This is a genomic window from Enterococcus sp. AZ163 (assembly GCF_050498925.1).
Classification (GTDB): domain Bacteria; phylum Bacillota; class Bacilli; order Lactobacillales; family Enterococcaceae; genus Enterococcus_A; species Enterococcus_A ferrettii.
Genome location: NZ_JBIPAO010000001.1, coordinates 2,568,262 through 2,590,560, shown reverse-complemented (window position 1 = coordinate 2,590,560; position 22,299 = coordinate 2,568,262). Strand labels below are relative to the sequence as shown.

The following is a 22,299-nucleotide window of genomic DNA, read 5'->3' as shown; positions in this document are numbered from 1 at the left end:
TTAAACAGATTCTGTCATTTTAAATGCAATGTTCTTTCTGATTTGCAAAGAAATGCTAAATAGCGCTTTCATTTAGTTGATAAAACCATTTGAAGTATTCCCACTAAAAACCCATCGAGAACTAATTTGATGAGTATTTGTAAAGTACTTTTAGATAGCTAGTTGTAAAGAATTAAAAATTCTCACTTAAATTTTCAATTATAGAATCTTGCACAAAAAAGCAGCTGCCCAATGAATACGGACAGCTGACGAATTAATTTTGATTACTGTTTACTTTTATCTCCTATATCATTACGATAGAAAAAATTAGTGGTATCTACTGATTTTAATGCTTGATAGACCTTAATCTGTGCTTCTTGGATAGTTGCTGCTTCAGCTTCAATTAAAAATACCCGTCCTCCTGAAGATTTCAATTGGTCTTTTTCTCCAGCTACTCCAGCATAATAAACGGTAACATCTTCAGCAAAGTTCGGTATTGGTATGTCTTTTTTGTAGGATCCCGGATAACCTTCAGCAGCGATTACTACTCCCACAGCGGCATTTTCCTTCCAATTCAACTGAGGTTTTTTGCCATTTATCAGATCATCAAGTACTATTGTTAAATCACTCTCCATTCGCGGGAGAACTACCTGGGTTTCCGGATCGCCAAAGCGAGCATTGAATTCAATTACTTTAGGACCAGCTCCAGTTGCAATTAAACCGGCATATAAAATACCCGTAAAGGGTGTACCATTTTTCATCATGCCGATGGCTGCAGGATAAAGTACTTTTTCAATCGCCTGTTGTACAGTAGCTTCAGAAATTTGTGGAACGGGAGAATAGGCTCCCATGCCTCCAGTGTTTGGTCCTTTATCCTGATCATATGCACGCTTATGATCCTGAGAGATTACCATTGGATAAACCTCTTCATTGCGAACAAAGGCAAGCAATGAAAATTCTTCTCCTTCAAGAAATTCTTCCACAACCACTTTTGAACCACTTGCTCCAAATTTTAAATCTGTCATCATTTCCTTCAAGGCAGCCAAAGCTTCATCCAATGTCATAGCAACTGTAACGCCCTTACCCGCTGCTAATCCATCTGCTTTAATGACAATCGGCGCACCTTTTTCTTTTACATAAGAAACGGCTTCTTCGTAATCAGTAAAGGCTTGGTAATCCGCAGTTGGGATCTGGTTATTCACCATAATCTCTTTGGCAAATTCCTTTGATCCTTCAATCATTGCTGCCTTTTTATTTGGTCCGAAGATTTTTAAGTTGGCCGCCTGAAAATCATCTACAATTCCATTCAGCAAAGGAACCTCTGGACCAACAAAGGTCCAAGAAATTTGCTGGTCTTTAGCGAACTTAATTAATTCTGGATGGTTGTCTTCTTGAATCGCAACCGTTTGAATGCCGTCTTTTTCCATCCCAGGGTTTCCCATTGCACAAAACACATCGCTTACTTTAGGACTGGAAAGAATTTTCTTTGCAATAGCATGTTCACGTCCACCACTGCCGATAATTAATACTCTCATTTATTTCCTCCCCATTAATGTCTGAAGTGACGTCCGCCAGTGAAAACCATAGCAACACCATATTTATTTGCCATAGCAATAGAGTCCTTGTCACGAATGCTTCCACCCGGTTGAACTATTGCTTTGATACCATGCTGTGCTGCATACTCTACACTATCATCCATTGGGAAGTACGCATCGCTGGCTAAAACAGCGCCATCCATTTTTTCTTTGGCCTGTTCTAATGCAATCTCAACTGAACCAACTCGATTCATTTGGCCTGCACCAATACCAACTGTTTGGTGTTCATTTGCTACAACAATCGCATTGGACTTCACATGTTTAACTGCTTTCCAAGCAAAGCTCAAGGCCTTCAATTCTTCTTCAGTTGGTTTGCGATCAGTCGCTATCTCCCAAGTATCAGGAGTTTCAGTTACTAAATCTTGGTCTTGAACCAGCAACCCACCTAAAACAGAAACAGTCTCTGGAGAGTAATTTTCCTTAATTTGATCAAAGTCTAATTGCATCAATCGCAGATTTTTCTTTGAAGCTAATAAATCAAAAGCCTCTTGATCAAAAGCAGGTGCCACAATAATTTCTAAGAACAGTTTGTGCATTTCTTCCGCAGTTTTTAAATCAATCGGACGATTAGCAATCAAGATTCCACCAAAAATTGATTTTGGATCTGCTTCATAAGCAAATTGATAGGCTTCAGCAATTGTTCTACCGCTGCCAATTCCACAAGGATTCATATGCTTTAAAGCTACCACCGTTGGTTCCTCGAATTCACGGATAATTCGTAAAGCAGCATCTGCATCTTTGATATTATTATAAGATAGTTCTTTACCATGCAGCTGTTTGGCGCTGGCAATCGAAAACGATACAGGCAAGGCAGATTGATAAAACGCAGCGTTTTGGTGGCTATTCTCACCGTAACGCAAGGTTTGCTTCAAATCGTACGTCAAGATCAATTTTTCTGGTTTAGTTTCCTCCACTGCTTTAGTCAGATACTCCGCAATTAAGGCATCGTATGCTGCTGTGTGTCGGAAAACCTTAGCAGCCAAACGTTTTCGTGTTTCTAAGGTAGTTTTCTGTTCTTCCTTTAATTCGCTCAAAACAACTTCATAATCTTTCGGATCAACGACCACTGTTACTGCATTGAAGTTTTTAGCAGCTGAACGCAGCATGCTTGGTCCTCCGATGTCGATATTTTCAATCGCTTCCTCTTCAGTAACATTAGATCTGCTGATAGTTTCTTTGAAAGGGTATAAATTTACACAAATAAAATCAATCGGTTGGATATCATGTTTCTTCATAGCACTCATGTGCTCCACTACATCTCGACGGCCCAGTAGTCCACCATGAATTTTGGGATGTAATGTTTTTACCCGTCCGTCCATCATTTCTGGAAAGCCTGTCACTTCATCAATTGCTAATGTTGCAATTCCTGCCTCATCCAACACTTTCTTAGTTCCACCAGTTGAAATAACCTCGATTCCTTGTTCAACTAAACCTTTGGTAAATTCTACAATTCCTGTTTTATCTGATACACTAATTAGTGCTCGTCTCATCTTTGAATCTCCTTTACAATTTCAGCAATTACTCGTGGATAGAGCTGATGTTCTACTTGATGAATTTTTTCTTCCAATTGTTCTAATGTATCCGACGATTCGATCTTAACCGCTTCTTGAGCAATAATCGGCCCAGTATCTACACCGCTGTCAATGTAATGAACTGTCACGCCAGTCTCACTGACTTTCGCGTCATAAGCATCTCGGATGCCGTGTAAACCTGGAAAATTTGGTAACAATGCTGGATGAAGGTTTATAATTCTATTTGCGTAAGCCTGCAGCAGACTTTTACCAATAATCCGCATATATCCTGCTAAAACAATAAGCTCAATTTCATGATCAGCTAAAAGCTCTAATAATGCTGCTTCATACGTTTGCTTGTCCTCAAACTCTTTCAGCTCAAACGAAACATATGGAATATTATGATCCTTGGCACGTTTTAATACATACGCATCATGATGATCAGCAAACAATAGAACTATTTCAGCTGGAATTTCACCCACCTCAACCGCTTGTATGATCGCCTCGAAATTTGAGCCATTACCTGAAGCTAAAACAGCTAATCTCATAGCTGAGCTCCTTTAAAGCTGATTGGCGTGTCCTTACGATTCACTATTTGTCCAATCGTATAAAATTCTTCTTTTTCACTCTTCAAGGTCGCTTCTACTTGCGAAACTTTTTCAGGAGAAACAGCTAGCACCATCCCAATACCCATGTTGAAAATTTCATACATTTCCATGGCTGGAATTTCACCGTATTTTTCCATTACTTTAAAAATTGGTAAAACTGGCCAAGTTCCCAAATTAATTTCACAAGCTAAATTATCCGGTAGCATCCGTGGAATATTTTCAACAAAACCACCGCCAGTTACATGAGCAATGCCATTCACTAATTCTTGTTTTACTAATGGTAAAACAGCGGAAACATAGATTTTGGTTGGTGTTAGTAGTTCGTCAGCTAATTTTTTATTTGCCAGTTCAGGAATTTTAGCATCGATTGCTAATTTATGCTGTTCAAAGAAAATTTTACGTACTAAAGAATAACCATTTGAATGAATTCCTGAAGAAGATAAACCAATTAAGACATCCCCTGCTTGAATTTTTTCACCAGTGATCATTTGACTTTTTTCAGCAATTCCTACAGTAAATCCAGCCAAATCATAATCATCTTCACTGTACATGTCAGGCATTTCTGCTGTTTCTCCCCCGATTAAAGCGGCACCAGCTTGAACACAACCTTCTGCCACGCCAGCTACTACTTGTTCCAAACGAGCCGGAATGTTTTTACCAGTTGCAATATAGTCTAAAAAATAGAGTGGCTCAGCACCTTGAGCAACGATGTCGTTTACACACATAGCAACACAATCAATACCGATTTGATCATGCTGATCTGATTGAATGGCTACCATCAATTTAGTTCCAACTCCGTCTGTGCCAGAGACTAAAACAGGTTCTTTCAAATCGAATTGACTTAAATCGAAACAACCGCCAAATCCACCAATCGCTCCCATGACACCCTTGCGTTCAGTTCTTTTTACGTGCTTTTTGATTCGCTCTACTACTTCATAACCAGCTTCTACATCAACGCCGGCTTTTGCATACGCGTTTCCCACTATATTCGCCCCTTTTTTTCTCATTCGTTTGCTGCTTAATTCTAATTTAGAAAAAAGATATTTTTTCTTTTAGTGATGCTTGGTATTGTTCTTCATAATCGTATAACGGCGTTGGAAAATCCCCGTTAAAATAAGCCATACACAAACCAGAATACGGTGCGTCGAAATTTAATCCAATCGACTGGATCAAACCATCCTCGCTCAAAAATGAAAGCGAATCGGCTTCTATACATTCACGAATTTCATCTACCGTATGATTAGCAGCTATTAATTCTTTGCGTGTCTGAATATCAATTCCATAAAAACAAGGATAACGTAAAGGCGGCGAAGCAATACGAACATGTACCTCTTTAGCTCCAGCTTCTTTTAAAAGATTAACAATTCGACGGCTTGTGGTTCCCCGAACAATTGAATCATCAACCATAATTACTTTTTTGCCCTCTACCACACCACTCACGGCTGAGAGCTTCATACGAACCCCTTGCTCCCGCAATTCTTGGGTTGGCTGAATAAAGGTACGCGCGACATATTGATTTTTTACTAATCCCATTTCGTAAGGGATACCGGAGGCTTCAGCATAACCGCTGGCAGCGGAAAGCGAAGAATTTGGAACGCCGACAACCATATCAGCGTCTACAGGTGATTCTTTTGCCAATGTTTTACCCATTTTTTTCCGAGCACTATGAACGTTCACACCAGCAATATTTGAATCTGGACGAGCAAAATAAATATATTCCATTGAACAAATTGCATGCTGAGTATCTTCGGTAAAGTGATCAACAGTTAACCCTTCATCATTGATAATGATGATTTCTCCAGGATTCACATCCTGAATGAACTCAGCACCAACAACCTCTAAGGCGCAGGTTTCTGAAGCTACTACATAGGCTCCGTTGACCATGCGACCAATTGATAAAGGTCGAAATCCATTGGCATCTAAAGCTGCTACCATCGAATCTTCTGTCGCAATTAGATAAGCAAAGCCGCCCTTTACGACATTCAGGGATTCTTTTAGTCGATCCAAGAAAGTTTCTTTTTGACTGCGACGGATCAGGTGCATCAAAATTTCAGTATCAGAATTCGAATGAAAAATTGCACCATCCTTCTCCAACTCTTTACGCAAGCTTTTAGCGTTAGTCAAATTACCATTATGAGCTAAAGCCAAATCGCCATCGTAAAATTTAAACAGAAATGGTTGAATGTTGTCCACACTGCCGTTACCAGCTGTCGCATAACGGACGTGACCTATTGCAGCTTGACCTGCTAATTTTTCTAACTGCTGGTCATCTTTAAATACCTCAGACAATAATCCTAAACCACGATATCCGATCAATTTCCCGTTATTATTGGCTACAATTCCAGCACCTTCTTGTCCCCGATGCTGCAAACTATGCAAACCAAAATAAGTGACGCGAGAAGCATCTGGGTGACCCCAGATGCCGAATACGCCACATTCTTCATTTAAGCTTCTTACTTCATAAGACATGGAATAGCTTCCTCCCATAATTGTACGGCCGTCTTAGTTGCAACTTGAATACGAGCGTTCTCTGCTTGAATTATCAATTCACCACTGTTAGTCACTTCACCAATCAACTGATCCTTTGTTCCCATTAGTTCTTCAAAAGCTGCTTGTTGTACTCTAGGAATAGAAACAACAAAACGTGATTGAGTTTCGGCAAATAATTTTTCTTTAGATAGTGTCAATTTCACGTCCACACCCAATTCATTAGAAAAAGCTGCTTCAGCAATCGCTACTGCTAAGCCACCTTCTGCACAATCATGACAGCTTGAAACATATCCCGCTTTGATAGCTTTCAGCATCATCTCTTGGTTTTCTTTCTCAGTAGCTAGATCAAAGTTCATCAATTTTCCTTCGATACGCCCAAGCTGCATTTTTTGAATCTCAGACCCGTTAAAATCATCACTAGTTTTTCCAATTACATACACCAAGTCTCCCGCTTGTTTGAATTCTTGGGTGGTGATATGATTCAGGTCTTCAATTAAGCCGACCATACCAATCATTGGTGTCGGATAGATTGCTTTTCCATTAGTTTCATTGTATAAGGAAACATTCCCCGAGATAACTGGTGTGTTCAATGTACGGCATGCTTCTGAAATCCCATCTGCAGAAGTCCACAATTCCCAGAATACTTCTGGCTTTTCTGGAGACCCATAATTCAAACAATCTGTTATGGCTAGCGGCTGTCCACCAGACGCCACAATGTTGCGAGCTGCTTCAGCAACCGCAATTTGCCCACCAATTTCTGGATTCAAATATAAGTAGCGAGCATTACAGTCAGTAGTCATCGCTAATGCTTTATTCGTTCCGCGAACACGCAATACTGCTGCATCGCTGCCTGGACGAACGACTGTGTTAGTACGTACTTGTGAATCATAGGTTTCATAAATTGATCGCTTCGAAGCAACAGTTGGTTGTTTTAATAATTCTAATAATGTATCAGTGGCATTTTCTACTTTTGGAACAAAATCAGCCATCGCTGCAAATTCCTGAATACGAGCTGGTTCAGTCCGTTCATTTTCGTAAACAGGTGCATCTTCGGCTAGAGCATCTACTGGTAAGTTCGCTACTTCAGCTCCATGATGGTACAAGCGATACATTCCATCATCAGTTACTTCACCTATTGTTACAGCATCTAATTCATACTTTTTGAACAACTCAACTACTTCAGCTTCATGGCCCTGTTCAACACAAATCAGCATGCGTTCTTGAGATTCTGATAGCATCATTTCATACGGTGTCATATTAGTTTCCCGCTGTGGAACATCATCGAGGTATAATTTTAAGCCTGATCCAGCTTTTGAGGCCATTTCAGCACTTGAAGATACTAAACCCGCTGCCCCCATGTCTTGAATGCCTACTAAAATATCAGCGTGTTCTAAAATTAGTTCTAAACAAGCTTCTAAAAGCAGCTTTTCCATAAATGGATCCCCAACCTGAACTGCTGAACGCTGCTGCTCTTCGCCCTCAACAAATTCTTCTGAAGCGAAAGTTGCACCATGAATACCATCACGACCAGTTTTTGCCCCGACATACATAATCGAATTACCTACACCTTTAGCTTGGCCCTTTTGGATATCTTTATGATCAATCAATCCAACACACATAGCATTTACCAGTGGGTTACCTTCATAGCATGGATCAAAGGCTACTTCGCCACCAACAGTAGGAATTCCAATACAGTTACCGTAGCCGCTAATACCTGCTACTACTTCCTCTAATAAATATTTCGTACGAGCATTATCTAATTCACCAAAGCGTAATGAATCTAAACAGGCAATTGGACGAGCTCCCATACTGAAAATATCCCGAATAATTCCTCCTACACCAGTAGCAGCTCCTTCATAAGGTTCAACTGCCGATGGATGATTATGGCTTTCAGCTTTAAATACAACTGCTTGCCCATCGCCAATATCAACTATCCCAGCACCTTCACCAGGGCCTTGTAATACTTGTTTTCCTTCAGTTGGGAACTTCCGCAAAACCGGTTTAGAATTTTTGTACGAGCAATGTTCACTCCACATAACAGAAAATAGGCCTGTTTCCGTATAATTTGGCATACGATCCAAGATATCCTCAGAAATTAGGCGGTATTCTTCATCTGTTAATCCCCACTCGGCATAAATGCGCTGATCTTTAATTTGTTGTGGTGTCGGTTCTACATTTATCATTAGTTAGCGTTCACCTTTCCGAAGTTTCTTAAAATTGAGGCAAAGAACTTTTTGCCGTCTTCTGAGCCTAGTATTTTTTCCATAGCTCGTTCTGGATGAGGCATCATACCTAGAACATTGCCTTGTTTGTTAATTATTCCAGCAATGTTCTCTACACTACCATTAATATTTTCTCCTTCATAAGCGAAAACTATTTGATTGTTAGCCTTTAGCTCCGCCAAAGTTTCTTCGTCACAATAGTAATTGCCTTCACCATGGGCCACAGGAATCTGTATCGTCTCATCTTGCTCATACTCACTGGTAAATTTCGTTTGATTATTCACAACGGCTAACGGAGTAATTTTACTGATAAATTTTAATGTATCGTTACGACGCAAAGCTCCTGGCAGCAATCCTGCTTCAGTTAATATTTGGAACCCATTACAGGTACCAAAGACCGGTTTGCCTTCTTGAGCAAAACGAACTACTTCATTCATAATAGTAGCAAAACGAGCAATTGCCCCACAGCGCAAATAATCGCCGTAAGAAAATCCGCCGGGTAGCAGCACTCCGTCGAAGCCTTCTAAACTAGAAGCATCATAACGAACGTATTCGCAATCCGCACCCATGATCTCTTTCATCGCCCAGTACATATCCATATCGCAGTTAGAACCCGGAAAAACAACGACAGCAAACTTCATGCTAGACTTCCTCCATCTCAAGGATTTCAAAACGGTACGTTTCCATGTTGATATTTGCCAACAACTTGTCACAAACCTCTTCAATCATTTCTTCGATAGAACGATCACTTTTGGCTACTTTCATTTCGAAATATTTACCAATCCGAATTTCTTCAATTTCTTCATACCCCAAACGATGAACTGCTCCTTTCACAGCTTCTCCCTGAGGATCCAAAACAGATTCTTTATACGTGACATAAACTTTTACAAAATACATAGTTAAGCTCCTTTTCGTTGGTTTAATCGGTTGAAAACTTCTTGATAAACGGGAATGATATCCCCCAAATCACGGCGATAAATATCTTTATCTAAATGGGCATTTGTAGTTAAATCCCATAGACGGCAGGTATCTGGTGAAACTTCATCAGCTAGCAGAATATCACCATTAGCAGTCCTGCCAAATTCCAATTTAAAGTCAATTAATTGAATATTGATTTCGGTGAATAATTTTTTTAGGACCTCATTCACTTGCAACGCTTTTTTACGTAAGGCTGCAATTTCTTGTTCAGAGGCAATTTCTAATACTTTGATGTGATCTTCGGTGATCATTGGATCGTCTAAGTCATCGTTTTTAAAGTAAAACTCAACGATCGGAAATTTTAGAGGAGTCCCTTCAGTAATTGCCAGTCGTTTAGAAAAACTGCCAGCAGCAACATTTCGAACTACGACTTCCAGAGGGATAATTGAAACTGAACGAATTAATTGTTCTGTCTTTGAAATCTGTTCAATAAAATGATTCTCAATGCCTGCTTGGTGCAGATAAGAAAAAATTAAACTTGTAATCTGATTGTTAAGTTCGCCTTTACCAGAAATTTGATCTTTCTTTGCACCATTTAAAGCTGTTGCTTGATTCAAATACTCTACCCATACAACATCTGAATCATCGGTATTAAACAATTGTTTTGCTTTGCCTTCATAAAGCAATGCTTCTTTTTTCACAGATATACGCTCCTTTATTATGAACAATCCGATCACATCTAACATGAATCGTTCGTTTCTTTATCATCTATAGTTTAACAAGCCAAAAAAAATGGGTCAACATATTATCGTATATTATAATTATTTTTTCTTGCTATCGTTCGTGTTTTACTAAATATAGGATTTCAAAAAAAGGTATCGACCATAGATAACGTTTACAATTTATTCTAAGGGTGATATATTTTACATGAGAGAATAATATCGGGGGAATTATTATGTTAGATTCGCAGTCAGCAGCTCAAGAATTTATTGCTACACTATCTGAATATGATAAACAACTATTGCTTAATTCACTATTAGGACTTGATGAAACCCACACTAGCAACTGTAATGTCAGCTTCTATTCTTGTCGCAATTTAAGAAAATTGTTAAAGCCTAAACGCTCCGAATGTATGCAATCATTACACTTCAAAAATGATCAGCAGGATGAATTAATTATTACACAGCTGAAGGATCATTCCTTCTTAAAGAACTCTTATCGTATTGAAATCAACTATAAGAATCATTCCTACGATTATTCATTGATTTCTTCGTTGCTAGATCATTTAAAGCAGACATATTTTATGGAAATAGAATCTTATGCATAGTAAAAAAACCGCATATTCTGATTATATGCGGGTTTTTTTATCAAAAATTAGTTTATACCAATACGTTTGAATACTTCGTCAACATTTTTCAAATGATAGTTATAATCAAATGCATCGTCCAATTCGTTTTCAGGTAAGACGTTAGTAATCTTTTCATCGGCTTCTAGTAATGGACGGAAGGCTGTTTGATTATCCCAAGCATAAGCTGTTTTGGGTTGAACTAAATCATAAGCCTCCTCGCGAGTCATGCCATTGTCGATTAGTTTTAACATTACACGTTGGCTGTAAATTAGTCCAAATGTAGCATCCATATTGCGTTTCATATTTTCCGGGAAGACCGTCAAATTTTTGACGATATTGCCAAAACGGTGCAACATATAATCCACTAAAATAGTTGTGTCAGGAACGATAATCCGCTCAGCTGAAGAATGAGAAATATCCCGTTCATGCCAAAGCGCAACATCCTCATATGCAGTTACCATATGTCCACGAACCACACGAGCCAATCCCGTCATATTTTCAGAACCAATTGGATTACGTTTATGAGGCATTGCAGAAGAACCTTTTTGACCTTTTGCGAAAAATTCCTCTACTTCACGCGTTTCAGATTTTTGTAATCCACGAATCTCTGTAGCAAATCGTTCAACTGAAGTTGCGATTAGCGCCAAAGCTGAAAAATATTCAGCGTGCAAGTCCCTAGGTAAAACTTGAGTAGAAATTTCTTGTGGGCGAATGCCCAAATTTTCGCAAACATATTTTTCTACAAATGGTGGAATGTTAGCAAACGTTCCAACTGCTCCAGAAATTTTACCGGCCTCTACCCCTTTTGCTGCACGATCAAATCTTTCAATATTTCTTTTTATTTCTGAATACCACGTTGCTAATTTTAAACCAAAAGTTGTTGGTTCAGCGTGCACACCGTGGGTACGCCCCATCATTACTGTATATTTGTGTTCTTTGGCTTTTTCACCAATGATCGCCAAAAATACAGCTAAATCTTCGCGTAAAATGTCATTGGCTTGTTTATACAAGTAACCATAAGCTGTGTCAACTACATCTGTACTAGTTAATCCATAATGAACCCATTTGCGTTCTTCACCTAATGTTTCAGAGACTGCACGCGTAAATGCTACAACATCATGCTTAGTTGATTGTTCAATTTCTAAAATACGATCAATATCAAAATCAGCATTTTCACGAATTTTTTTAACGTCTTCTTTAGGAATCTCACCTAATTCAGCCCAAGCTTCATCCGCTAAAATTTCTACTTCGAGCCAAGCACGGTAACGATTTTCATCACTCCAAATTTCACCCATTTCAGGTCGAGTATAACGAGGTATCATGTTGTTCTCCTTTTAATCCCAGATTTCAGTATTTTTAATTTCTTTTAATGATTGGCCAATATCTTCTGTCAGCAAGGTAATATGTCCCATTTTTCTACCCTTTTTAGCCATTGCTTTACCATAATAATGAAAATGCCAATCAGGCTTTTCATCGATAATTTCATAAGTTCCAAGTAAGTTTTCCCCTAATACATTCACCATAACCGCATCCGACAATAATTTTGGTTGAGCGAGTGGCCATCCACAAATACCTCGAACATGCGCATCAAATTGGCTCATGGAACAAGCCTCAATCGTATAATGACCGGAATTATGAGGACGAGGTGCCATTTCATTAACATACAATGCACCGGCTTTGGTCAAAAACAATTCAACACACAAAGTTCCTACTAACTCAACACCCTCTGCAATTACTTCCGCAATCCGTTTGGCTTCCTCAGCAACGGCGGGAATAATTTGAGCTGGAGCTATAGTCTCATGCAAAATATTGTTCCGATGATTATTTTCTACAACAGGAAAAGTCACATATTCTCCGTAGCCATTTCCAGCTACTAAAACAGAAAGCTCCTTTTCAAAAGGAATCCATGCTTCTAGCACACAAGTTCCAGAGCGCAACAAATTCATGGAAGGGGCTAAATCAGAAGTTCCTTTCAACACGTATTGACCATGTCCATCGTATCCGCCGCGTGTCGTTTTCAATACACAAGGATACCCGATACCTTCGATGGCATCCTGTATATCCGTCGGGCTGATAATTGTGGCATAGGGAGCAATCACAATATTATTCCCCTCTAAAAAAGCTTTCTCCATTAAACGATCTTGAGTAATAGCCAGTAAATCCGTTCCCTGAGGAATGTTAGCTCGGTCGACAATTTGATTCAATGCATCAACATCCACATTCTCAAATTCATAGGTAATGACTTGCGTACGGCGAGCCATTTCTTCTAGCGCCGCCTGGTCATCGTAAGGGGCGATGATATGCCAATCTGAAACTTGAGAGGCTGGACAGTCTTCAGTTGGATCGATAATGCCAATGCGAAACCCCATTTCTTTCGCACTAATCGCCATCATCCGACCTAATTGCCCCCCGCCCACAATTCCAATTGTTGCGCCAGGTTGTAAAGGTTTAACCAAGTTGTTCACTACTTTCCAATACAGAATCTTTCATTTTATGACGTTTAGCATCTAAACGAACAGCTATGTTTTCATCATACATTGAAAGCATCTGAGCCGCAAGTAGTCCAGCGTTTGTTGCCCCGGCTTTTCCAATAGCTGTTGTTGCCACAGGAACTCCACCAGGCATTTGAACAATTGACAAAAGGGAATCCAATCCATTAAGAGCCTTCGATTGAACGGGTACACCGATAACAGGTAGAGTAGTTTTAGCCGCTACCATGCCTGGCAAATGTGCTGCACCGCCTGCTCCAGCAATGATAACTTTGATCCCTCTGCTTCGCGCTTTTTCAGCAAATTCAAACATTAAATCTGGTGTACGATGGGCGGAAACTACCTGTTTCTCATAAGAAATTTCTAGTTCGTCTAAGCTGTCACAAGCATGTTTCATTGTTTCCCAATCGGAAGTACTTCCCATAATAATCGCTACTTCTGGCTTCATAAATTGCTCCTTTCATTATGTCATTCACATTTTAACAAGCAATTAAAATGAAGTCAAAACAATATTCGAATAATAGACATAGAATCTCAGCTATTGTTCGTATTTAATTAGATATATTGGTCAAAATTTCTGATTTTCCACATAGATTACTGAGATAGTTACCATTTCCTTAATGAGCATTCTAAATAATATTTTTCTAAACAAAAAGGCAATCCAAAGAGCAATTTGTAATGACCATAAAAAGTTAAATTTTTAATCTAACTCTTAGGGATCGAAACAATTAGCAGTTTGGATTACCTTGCTATTTACGTATGTGAATTAGTTGCTTTAATCGAAGCTTTTGTTTTACCAGAATAACCGTGAAAGACTAGATTTAAAACAATTGCTGATAAACTGCTCATAACAATTCCGTTACCAGTAAACATTTGAACAGTTGCTGGCAGCTGATTGAACAAGGTCGGCATTGCATTGAAGCCTAGACCAAAACCAATTGAAATTGCAACAATCAACAAATTTTTTTCGTTATGAAAATCAATTGTTGAAAGCATCTTCATACCTTGAACAGCCACCATGCCAAACATTACCAGCATGCCGCCACCTAATACAGGCTCAGGAATAATTTGTGCTAGCGCCCCAATTTTTGGAAATAAGCCTAAGATAATCAGAAAAAAAGCTGAGAAATAAATTGGTTTACGGGTCTTAATACCGGATAGTTGAACCAGACCTACATTTTGCGAAAAACCAGTATAAGGGAAAGTATTAAATATTCCACCTAAAACAACTGCCAATCCCTCTGCACGATATCCTCGTTTCAAATCATCTTCTTGTATTTTCTTTCCTGTGATATCACCAAGCGCAAAATATACACCCGTTGACTCCACCATACTAACAATTGAGATAATAATCATCAGTAGAATTGAAGAAATATCAAAAGTCGGCGTCCCAAAGTAAAAAGGCTGCGGCACATGAAATAACGGAGCATGACCAATTGCCGAAAAGTCTACTCGATTTAAAACCATCGCTAAAAGTGTTCCACCAACTAAACCGACTAACACTGCAATGGAACGAATAAAACCTTTACCAAAAATTTGAATGACTAATATAAGTGCGATAGTTACGAAAGCCAACAACAAGGTTGTCGGATCACCAAAATTCGAAGCAGAAGCATCACCACCACCCATTTTTGTGATCGCAACTGGAATTAGAGTCAATCCGATCGTTGTAATTACCGTACCGGTAACTACTGATGGAAACAGCTTTTCAACCTTTGAAAAGAACCCTGCAATCAAGACAATAAATACTCCAGCAGCAATGATCGAGCCATAAATAGCACCGATACCCTTTGTCTGACCGATTAAAATTAATGGTGCTACAGCTTGAATTGCACAGCCTAAAACAACAGGTAGCCCAATCCCAAAAAACTTGTTTACTGTTAGCTGAAGTAATGTGGCTATTCCACACATAAAAATATCAATGGAAATTAGATACGTCATTTGTGATTCGTTAAATCCTAAACCTGTTCCGATTAATAAAGGAACAGCTACCGCTCCAGCATACATCGCTAATAAATGTTGCAGCCCTAGGACAGCGGCCTTTCCATTTCCATTTTGATTTGACAAAATTATGCATCCTCCTCTAAAAATGCTACTTTACCGTCATGAAGTGAAGCAATTCTAGCAAGTGAAACAACTGGAATACCCATGTCTTCTAATAATTGACGTCCATCTTGAAAAGATTTTTCAATTAAGATACCAATGCCAGCTACCTCAGCACCCGCTTGGCGACATAATTCGATCAAGCCTTTGGCAGCTTGGCCATTTGCTAAGAAATCGTCTATCAAAAGTACACGGTCTTCACTAGACAAGAATTTTCGAGAAATTGAAATAGTGCTAGTAAGCTGTTTAGTAAAAGAATAGACAGAAGAAGTTAATAATTCTTCATCCATGGTTAGGCTCTTTGACTTGCGAGCAAAAATCATTGGCACTCCTAACGCTTGAGCAGCATAGACTGCTGGAGCGATTCCGGAAGCTTCGATAGTAACTACCTTTGTAATTTTTTGATCTGCAAAGACTTCAGCAAAACGTTTACCAGTTGCTTCCATCAATATTGGATCGACTTGGTGAGTCACAAATTCATCGACCTTAAGTACCCCGTCGCCTAATACACGTCCATTTTTTTTGATGCGTTCTGTCAATTCTTTCATAATCCTCTTCCTCTCTATGGTAAGTTTAAACAAAAGACGCACCAATTCTGCATAAAGCAAAAAAGGTACGCCAAACGTACAATTTTTGCTTATAGTCTTGCGTTTACGGCACAAGGTAGAAACTGTCATCCCTATCATGACGATATATAAGCTTTAAAAATATAGTAGCATTATCCACATTTTGAAAAGAAAAAGCAAGTAAAAATGATGATTCATGAAAAATTTCATCACAAATTCATCATTCTCACCTGCTCCGTTAATTAAGTGTAGGAATTATTCTTCGATCGGTTCTTTTAGAAATACTAATTGATCATTTAATAATTCGAGTGTTACCCGTGTTTTTGGCAATATTCGCCCCGCAATAATTTCTTTTGCCAGCGGTGTCTCTGCTTCACGAGTAATGAAACGTTTCAGAGGTCGTGCCCCGTACTGAGGTTCATACGCATTTTCAGCAATCCAAGATTTTGCCTGATCAGTAATAATCAATTGAATTTCCTGATCCTCTAACCGAAGTGAAAGCTGAGCAACTAATTTTTCTACGATCCCTTTCACGTTTTCCAAACTTAATGGTGTAAACAATATTGTATCATCAATTCGATTCAAGAATTCAGGCTTAAAGTGCCCTCTCAGCATGTTCATAACCTGTTCCTGAACTGATTCAGGTATTTCTCCATCAGCAGTTACACCGTCTAACAGTACCTGTGAGCCGATATTACTAGTCATAATTAACACAGTATTTTTGAAGTCTACGACACGACCTTTAGAGTCGGTCAGACGCCCATCATCTAACACCTGCAACAAAATATTGAAAACATCCGGATGGGCCTTCTCAATTTCATCCAATAAAATGATGGTATATGGATTGCGGCGAACCGCTTCTGTCAGCTGACCGCCCTCTTCATAACCTATATATCCTGGAGGGGCTCCAACCAATCGTGAAACAGCATGTTTTTCCATGTATTCACTCATGTCTATTCGAACCATATGGTCCTGTGAATCGAACAGATTTTCAGCTAATGCCTTTGCTAATTCCGTTTTTCCGACACCCGTTGGTCCTAAGAACAGGAAAGAGCCTAATGGGCGATTTGGATCTTGCAGCCCAGCTCGAGATCGAAGTACTGCATCACTTACTGCATCAACTGCTTCATCTTGTCCGATTACACGTTGATGCAATGTATCGTTTAGATTCAACAGTTTCGCTCGGTCACCCTCTACTAGCTTAGTTACCGGAATACCCGTTAAACGAGCAACCACTTGGGCAATTTCATTTTCAGTCACCGATTCTTGAACCATCCGAATATCATTGCTTTCATTCTTAGATTCAAGGTCTTCTAATTCTTTCTCCAACTGAGGGATTGTCCCATGACGTAACACTGCGGCTCTTTCTAAATCATAATTATTCTCTGCATCTTCTAATTCATGTTTCGCCTGATCAATTTCGGCTCGTTTATTAGAGACCGCATTAACTTCTTCCTTTTCTGTTTCCCATTGCAAACGCATGGCATTCGCTTCTTCTCGCAAGTCTGCTAATTCTTCCTGCAGATTACCTAAACGTTTCTTACTAGCATCGTCGGTTTCCTTTTTCAATGCAGCTTCCTCAATCTCCAACTGCATTAAGCGTCGAGTAACTTGATCCAGCTCTGTCGGCATAGAATTCATTTCTACACGAATGCTTGCACTAGCTTCATCCACTAGGTCTATTGCTTTATCAGGTAAAAAGCGATCCGTAATGTATCGATCAGATAAAGTGGCAGCAGCCACTAATGCATTATCATGAATATTAACACTATGATGGATTTCGAAACGCTCCTTTAGTCCTCGCAAAATACTAATTGTATCTTGGACTGTCGGTTCTTTTACCAAAACTTTTTGGAAACGACGTTCTAACGCTTTATCTTTTTCCATATATTGTCGATATTCATCTAAGGTTGTTGCACCAATTAAATGCAATTCTCCACGAGCTAGCATGGGTTTTAGCAGGTTTCCAGCATCCATACTTCCCTCAGTTTTACCAGCACCTACAATATTATGGATTTCATCAATAAAGAGTAGAATTTGTCCGTCGGATTTTTTAACTTCCTTTAAGACAGATTTTAATCGTTCCTCAAATTCTCCCCTGAATTTTGCTCCAGCGATAAGTGATCCCATATCTAGCGAAAAAATAGTTTTGTTTTTTAGATTTTCCGGTACATCTTTGCGAACAATCCGTTGGGCCAATCCTTCCACGATAGCTGTTTTACCAACTCCAGGTTCACCAATTAAGACCGGATTATTTTTGGTCTTACGAGATAGAATTCGGATGACATCTCGGATTTCTTCATCCCGACCAATAATTGGATCTTGTTTACCATTTTTTACTTGTTGAACTAAGTCAACTCCATATTTTTCTAAGGCTTTATAGGTTTCTTCTTGATTTTGAGAAGTCACACGATCTCCCCCTCTAATATCTTCAATATTTTTTTGTACTTCTTTTTTGTTTAACCCAACTTGATTAAGGTATTTCGTCAAGCGATAATTTTTCAAGCTCATTAATGCAAGTATTACAATCTCAGTAGACAAATATTCATCTTGATAGTGTTCTCTTAATTTATCTGCTTCCCTTAACAAGGAAAACAAATTTTGGCTAAGATTTTGTCCGTAAACAATATTTTCACCGGCGACTGTAGGATAGTCATCTAGCGCACGATCAATTTCTATTTCAAATGCTTCCACATCTATACCAGCATCTGTGTAAAAATTGCGGCCGAAATGATTAGGCTGTAATAATATTTTCCATAGATGGGCAATATCAATTTCTTGATGTTGACGCGTCATAGCAATTTGTTGAGCCTCAGCAATCGCCTCTTGTAAGGTAGTAGTCATTTTTTCAATATTCATTCAATTACCTCCTCTAAACCTTTTGAGGTTTCCCTCACGAATAAAATTATACTCTTTTGGTCAGAATTGGTCAAAAATTTTCTATTTGAAAAGCATAACTTTCGTAGACTTTTAAGTAAAATGCTACAATTTTATCAAAGGAGATGAGTAGATGATTTCTAGAGCCATTGGATTTGAGAAAGGGTTTGAATTATCAGAAGGTAATTTTTTTGAAACTTTCGAAATTATGCTGCCTAAACTAATGAAATATGACGTGATGGTTCAAAACATCGCGATATCAATAAATCCTGTTGACACTAAATTACGTCAAACAGGAAAAGGAACTAAAGCTCCTCACATTTTAGGTTTTGACAGTGTTGGAATTGTTACACAAGTGGGCGATCAGGTTCCTCACCTTGTTGCTGGCGACCGCGTAATTTTTGCGGGAACAACCAACCGCTACGGCAGCTACAGTGAAAAACAAATTGTGGATTCACGCATCGTTGCAAAACTACCGGAAAACATTCCTGCTGAAAAAGCAGCAGCCTTGCCCTTAACATTTTTAACAGCTTATGAACTACTTTTCGAGAAAATGGATTTGGTTTCAAAAGAAAACGGAAATGATGCAACATTATTAATCATAAATGGTGCAGGCGGAGTAGGTTCGATCATGATTCAATTAGCTAAGTGGGCAGGTCTCACAGTTCTAGCAACTGCTTCAAGGCCAGAAACAGCAGATTGGTGCGAGAAGTTAGGGGCCGATCAAATCCTGAATCATCATAAAGACTTGACTAAGCAAGTCAAGAAGTTAGGTTACGATGCCCTTCCTTATATTGCTGTCTTACATTCTTCTGACCATTATTATGATGAAATGGCTGACTTATTAAGTCCTTTTGGTTATCTTGGTTCAACTGTAGCAACTGCTAAGGATCATAATCTGGCTAAGCTAAAAGCAAAATCAGGCAGCTTTGTATGGGAGTACATGTTTGCAAAAACTGATTATGACTATCATATTAAGTCACAGGGAGAAGCCTTAACACTCTTAACTCATCTATTGTCTACCGAAAAAATTCAATCGACCCTGACCGAAACCTTAGATGGACTTTCCCCTGAAACATTTTATCATGCTCATCAAATAGTAGAAGCGGATAAAATGATTGGTAAATTGGTTATCCGCTATTAATACAAAAAAAGGAAGCCTATGACTGGTTGTCGGCTTCCTTTTTATTTTCTTTTGCTTCTTCAAATTCTGTTTTAATTTCTTTTTGTTTTGTCACTAGCACATAGACCATTCCTATAAAGAAAGGCATTAAGTAAGTTGCATACCGATAAAGCAGCAATGAGGATACAGCATCTACATTACTAACAACATGTTTAAACAGCAAGACGTAAACAAATTCTAACCCACCAATGCCTCCAGGTGCTGGTAAAACTCCACCTAAAGTAATTGTAAAACTAATAAGTGCTATCGACAAAGATAGTGAAAGGTTGGGATAACTCTGACTTAGAATAAAATAAGGAATAGCATACCAGACAGCTAGCTTAGCCATATTTGAGGCAAATACCTTAACCACTACATGTTTATTTTTGATAAAAGTTTGAATCGTTTCTCTCAATGAATAAAACTGCAAATTGGCCTTATCTACTAGATCACGCCAGCGTTGTCTTTTAAAGATACGATTGGAAATTTTCACAAAAATTACTTGTGCACTGACATTCAAGCTAAAAAGTAATAATACTGTTACGATTGCTAATGTTACCGACATACCAATTAAAACCAGCATAATGCCATTCGGTACTTCTTGACGCAAAACATCTGATTCCAAGACCAAAAATACTAAGGCCCAAATCATAACAGCAATTTTATAAGTTACCATTCGTAAAGCAGTGACACCCGTTCCTTGTGAAAGCTTCAAGCCTTTTTTTCGATAATAGATAACTTCAGCTACTATTGAACCCGTTCCGAACGTGACCACGCGATAAAAAGTTGCATAAGCTGATCCAAAGAAACCATCCATAATTGTAAACGATGGATTATACTCTGAAGCAATATTTTTTATTGTGTAGCCTTCAATCAATTGACTCACTACACCTAATACAGTAACACCTAATACAATTGGCCAAGATGTTGTCGTTAGTTCTTCGAAAATCTCACCTAAAGAGTCACGGATTACAAAAATTATTAATCCAATAACAACCAAAAATAAAAGGATGTTTAAGATCAACTTTCGATTAACAGAAAGATTCATTTGGGACCCTCATTCATCTATTTTGTACTAGCCTATCATATTATTTATTCTGGAGCAAAAAAACAAGTCTAAAAAAACAAACTTTTTACGCAAAATCCTCAAGAGTAAATTGGGATTTTCAAATAAAAAGTTTGTTCGTTGTACTTAATTATTTTCCATTGTTTTCAATAATTTTGACGATGACGTCGACTGCTTTTTCCATCGTTTGCAAGGAGACAAACTCAAAACGTCCGTGCATATTTTCGCCACCGGCAAAAATATTAGGAGTAGCTATTCCTAAGAAGGAGATCTTCGACCCATCTGTTCCCCCACGAATTGGTTCAATTACAGGAGTAACATTAACTTCTTCCATAGCTTGTTTAGCCAATTCAATGACTGTCATGTCCTTTTCGATAATTTCGCCCATGTTGTAATATTGATCATACATATCAACTACAACACGCTCCACATCAAATTGCTGGTTCATTTCTTTTTGAATAGCCAAGATTTGCGCTTTGCGAGCTTCAAATTTTTCACGATCATGATCGCGAATGATATATGTCATTTTTGCTTCTTCAACATTTCCATCCAAAGCTAATAAGTGATAAAATCCTTCACGACCTTCAGTTTTTTCTGGTCGATCTGCTTCTGGCAACTGATTATGGAAATCAATAGCTAATTGTAAAGCATTAATCATGGTATTTTTAGCTGTACCTGGATGGACGTTCTTACCTACTAATGTGATAGTTGCTTGAGCAGCGCTGAAAGTTTCATATTGAAGTTCACCCAAAGGACCGCCATCCATAGTATAAGCAAAATCTGTATTAAATTGTTTAACATCAAATTTATCTGCTCCAATGCCTATTTCTTCATCCGGACCAAAACCAATACGAATTTCTCCGTGTTTGATTTCAGGATGCTTGATCAAATATTCCATCGCGGTCATAATTTCAGCAATTCCAGATTTATCATCTGCTCCTAAAAGAGTTGAACCATTCGTAGTAATCAACGTTTGATCTTTATAATTTTTCAAGTTAGGAAAATCTTTTGTATTTAACGTATACTTTCCATTTTTGTCCAATTTAATCGTCGACTCACCATCATAGTTTTCTATGATTTGTGGATTCACACCCTCAGCATTGAAATCAGCAGTGTCCATGTGAGCAATAAAACCAATCTTACGTACCTTTTTGTCGATATTACTTGGCAAAGTTGCGATGACATATCCGTTACTTTCATTGTAAAGAATATCCTGCATCCCTATTTCTTCTAATTCCTTCATCAACTCATGAGCGAAAGCTACCTGAGTTTGAGTAGTTGGAGTGGTGGTACTTGTCGCATCAGAACGAGTTTCTGTTTTTACATAGCGTAGGAAACGAGGTAATAAATTTTCGTACATACTGC

At 38.6% G+C, this 22,299-nt stretch carries 19 protein-coding genes and 1 riboswitch; of the genes, 2 read left to right on the top strand and 17 right to left on the bottom strand.

Going from position 1 to position 22,299, the window contains the following annotated elements:
* Positions 1–263: 263 nt before the first annotated feature.
* From purD to purC, 9 genes are read right to left on the bottom strand one after another with little or no spacing between them, the layout of a single operon-like run.
* On the bottom strand, positions 264–1,514 hold the full coding sequence (gene purD / locus IGI46_RS12315; protein WP_429973526.1) for a phosphoribosylamine--glycine ligase: 1,251 nt from the start codon (positions 1,512–1,514) through the stop codon (positions 264–266).
* 14 nt (positions 1,515–1,528) lie between these two features.
* Positions 1,529–3,064 carry a bifunctional phosphoribosylaminoimidazolecarboxamide formyltransferase/IMP cyclohydrolase gene (gene purH / locus IGI46_RS12310; RefSeq protein WP_429963395.1) on the bottom strand — a complete coding sequence of 512 codons (1,536 nt, stop codon included), beginning with the start codon at positions 3,062–3,064 and terminating at the stop codon, positions 1,529–1,531.
* Positions 3,061–3,633: a phosphoribosylglycinamide formyltransferase gene (gene purN / locus IGI46_RS12305; RefSeq protein ID WP_429973525.1), complete on the bottom strand. Its 573-nt coding sequence runs from the start codon at positions 3,631–3,633 to the stop codon at positions 3,061–3,063. Before purN ends, purH begins: the two co-directional genes overlap by 4 nt.
* Positions 3,630–4,676 (bottom strand): phosphoribosylformylglycinamidine cyclo-ligase, encoded by a 1,047-nt coding sequence (gene purM, locus IGI46_RS12300; protein WP_429973524.1) that lies wholly within the window; start codon positions 4,674–4,676, stop codon positions 3,630–3,632. The genes purN and purM overlap by 4 nt, the downstream gene beginning before the upstream one ends.
* A gap of 46 nt (positions 4,677–4,722) precedes the next feature.
* Positions 4,723–6,162, bottom strand: a complete 1,440-nt coding sequence (gene purF / locus IGI46_RS12295; RefSeq protein WP_429973523.1) for an amidophosphoribosyltransferase — start codon at positions 6,160–6,162, stop codon at positions 4,723–4,725.
* Positions 6,147–8,366 carry a phosphoribosylformylglycinamidine synthase subunit PurL gene (purL, locus tag IGI46_RS12290; protein ID WP_429973522.1) on the bottom strand — a complete coding sequence of 740 codons (2,220 nt, stop codon included), beginning with the start codon at positions 8,364–8,366 and terminating at the stop codon, positions 6,147–6,149. The genes purF and purL overlap by 16 nt, the downstream gene beginning before the upstream one ends.
* Positions 8,366–9,046, bottom strand: a complete 681-nt coding sequence (purQ, locus tag IGI46_RS12285; protein WP_207703335.1) for a phosphoribosylformylglycinamidine synthase subunit PurQ — start codon at positions 9,044–9,046, stop codon at positions 8,366–8,368. Before purQ ends, purL begins: the two co-directional genes overlap by 1 nt.
* Before the next feature lies 1 nt (position 9,047).
* A complete protein-coding gene (gene purS, locus IGI46_RS12280) occupies positions 9,048–9,302 on the bottom strand; it encodes a phosphoribosylformylglycinamidine synthase subunit PurS (RefSeq protein WP_207703334.1) in 255 nt (84 codons plus the stop codon).
* 2 nt (positions 9,303–9,304) lie between these two features.
* Positions 9,305–10,024: a phosphoribosylaminoimidazolesuccinocarboxamide synthase gene (gene purC, locus IGI46_RS12275; RefSeq protein ID WP_429963390.1), complete on the bottom strand. Its 720-nt coding sequence runs from the start codon at positions 10,022–10,024 to the stop codon at positions 9,305–9,307.
* A 254-nt stretch (positions 10,025–10,278) separates the two neighbouring features.
* Here purC and IGI46_RS12270 point away from each other — a divergent pair, with 254 nt between their 5' ends.
* The gene (locus tag IGI46_RS12270) at positions 10,279–10,650 is read left to right on the top strand and encodes a hypothetical protein (protein WP_207703332.1); all 372 of its coding nucleotides are present in this window, start codon (positions 10,279–10,281) and stop codon (positions 10,648–10,650) included.
* A gap of 47 nt (positions 10,651–10,697) precedes the next feature.
* On the opposite strand, the gene purB is transcribed toward IGI46_RS12270, so the two are convergent.
* The 6 genes from purB to clpB all read right to left on the bottom strand — a co-directional run bounded on the left by purB (position 10,698) and on the right by clpB (position 18,688).
* Complete coding sequence (gene purB / locus IGI46_RS12265; protein ID WP_429963388.1) at positions 10,698–11,993, bottom strand: adenylosuccinate lyase; 1,296 nt, start codon at positions 11,991–11,993, stop codon at positions 10,698–10,700.
* Between the two features lie 12 nt (positions 11,994–12,005).
* Positions 12,006–13,127, bottom strand: coding sequence for a 5-(carboxyamino)imidazole ribonucleotide synthase (gene purK, locus IGI46_RS12260; RefSeq protein ID WP_429973521.1), 1,122 nt, complete (start codon positions 13,125–13,127; stop codon positions 12,006–12,008).
* Positions 13,120–13,608 (bottom strand): 5-(carboxyamino)imidazole ribonucleotide mutase, encoded by a 489-nt coding sequence (gene purE / locus IGI46_RS12255; RefSeq protein ID WP_429973520.1) that lies wholly within the window; start codon positions 13,606–13,608, stop codon positions 13,120–13,122. Before purE ends, purK begins: the two co-directional genes overlap by 8 nt.
* A gap of 305 nt (positions 13,609–13,913) precedes the next feature.
* Positions 13,914–15,233 carry a nucleobase:cation symporter-2 family protein gene (locus IGI46_RS12250; protein ID WP_429964960.1) on the bottom strand — a complete coding sequence of 440 codons (1,320 nt, stop codon included), beginning with the start codon at positions 15,231–15,233 and terminating at the stop codon, positions 13,914–13,916.
* Complete coding sequence (locus IGI46_RS12245) at positions 15,230–15,811, bottom strand: xanthine phosphoribosyltransferase (RefSeq protein WP_429973519.1); 582 nt, start codon at positions 15,809–15,811, stop codon at positions 15,230–15,232. The genes IGI46_RS12250 and IGI46_RS12245 overlap by 4 nt, the downstream gene beginning before the upstream one ends.
* Positions 15,812–15,883: 72 nt before the next feature.
* Positions 15,884–15,981: riboswitch (purine riboswitch) on the bottom strand.
* A 103-nt stretch (positions 15,982–16,084) separates the two neighbouring features.
* Complete coding sequence (gene clpB, locus IGI46_RS12240; RefSeq protein ID WP_429973518.1) at positions 16,085–18,688, bottom strand: ATP-dependent chaperone ClpB; 2,604 nt, start codon at positions 18,686–18,688, stop codon at positions 16,085–16,087.
* Between the two features lie 151 nt (positions 18,689–18,839).
* Here clpB and IGI46_RS12235 point away from each other — a divergent pair, with 151 nt between their 5' ends.
* On the top strand, positions 18,840–19,850 hold the full coding sequence (locus IGI46_RS12235; protein ID WP_207703325.1) for a zinc-binding alcohol dehydrogenase family protein: 1,011 nt from the start codon (positions 18,840–18,842) through the stop codon (positions 19,848–19,850).
* A gap of 16 nt (positions 19,851–19,866) precedes the next feature.
* Here IGI46_RS12235 and IGI46_RS12230 read toward each other — a convergent pair whose 3' ends face one another.
* Positions 19,867–20,916 carry a lysylphosphatidylglycerol synthase transmembrane domain-containing protein gene (locus tag IGI46_RS12230; protein WP_429963384.1) on the bottom strand — a complete coding sequence of 350 codons (1,050 nt, stop codon included), beginning with the start codon at positions 20,914–20,916 and terminating at the stop codon, positions 19,867–19,869.
* 148 nt (positions 20,917–21,064) lie between these two features.
* Positions 21,065–22,294: a peptidase T gene (gene pepT / locus IGI46_RS12225; RefSeq protein ID WP_429973517.1), complete on the bottom strand. Its 1,230-nt coding sequence runs from the start codon at positions 22,292–22,294 to the stop codon at positions 21,065–21,067.
* Positions 22,295–22,299: the final 5 nt, after the last annotated feature.

Excerpts from the sequence above, each read along its gene's own strand:
- purQ (WP_207703335.1), bottom strand. The coding sequence starts at position 9,046 with ATGAAGTTTGCTGTCGTTGTTTTTCCGGGTTCTAACTGCGATATGGAT.
- IGI46_RS12245 (WP_429973519.1), bottom strand. The coding sequence starts at position 15,811 with ATGAAAGAATTGACAGAACGCATCAAAAAAAATGGACGTGTATTAGGC.
- clpB (WP_429973518.1), bottom strand. The coding sequence starts at position 18,688 with ATGAATATTGAAAAAATGACTACTACCTTACAAGAGGCGATTGCTGAG.
- purB (WP_429963388.1), bottom strand. The coding sequence starts at position 11,993 with ATGATACCTCGTTATACTCGACCTGAAATGGGTGAAATTTGGAGTGAT.
- purL (WP_429973522.1), bottom strand. The coding sequence starts at position 8,366 with ATGATAAATGTAGAACCGACACCACAACAAATTAAAGATCAGCGCATT.
- IGI46_RS12230 (WP_429963384.1), bottom strand. The coding sequence starts at position 20,916 with ATGAATCTTTCTGTTAATCGAAAGTTGATCTTAAACATCCTTTTATTT.
- purN (WP_429973525.1), bottom strand. The coding sequence starts at position 3,633 with ATGAGATTAGCTGTTTTAGCTTCAGGTAATGGCTCAAATTTCGAGGCG.
- IGI46_RS12235 (WP_207703325.1), top strand. The coding sequence starts at position 18,840 with ATGATTTCTAGAGCCATTGGATTTGAGAAAGGGTTTGAATTATCAGAA.
- purE (WP_429973520.1), bottom strand. The coding sequence starts at position 13,608 with ATGAAGCCAGAAGTAGCGATTATTATGGGAAGTACTTCCGATTGGGAA.
- purF (WP_429973523.1), bottom strand. The coding sequence starts at position 6,162 with ATGTCTTATGAAGTAAGAAGCTTAAATGAAGAATGTGGCGTATTCGGC.
- IGI46_RS12270 (WP_207703332.1), top strand. The coding sequence starts at position 10,279 with ATGTTAGATTCGCAGTCAGCAGCTCAAGAATTTATTGCTACACTATCT.
- purH (WP_429963395.1), bottom strand. The coding sequence starts at position 3,064 with ATGAGACGAGCACTAATTAGTGTATCAGATAAAACAGGAATTGTAGAA.
- purS (WP_207703334.1), bottom strand. The coding sequence starts at position 9,302 with ATGTATTTTGTAAAAGTTTATGTCACGTATAAAGAATCTGTTTTGGAT.
- pepT (WP_429973517.1), bottom strand. The coding sequence starts at position 22,294 with ATGTACGAAAATTTATTACCTCGTTTCCTACGCTATGTAAAAACAGAA.
- purD (WP_429973526.1), bottom strand. The coding sequence starts at position 1,514 with ATGAGAGTATTAATTATCGGCAGTGGTGGACGTGAACATGCTATTGCA.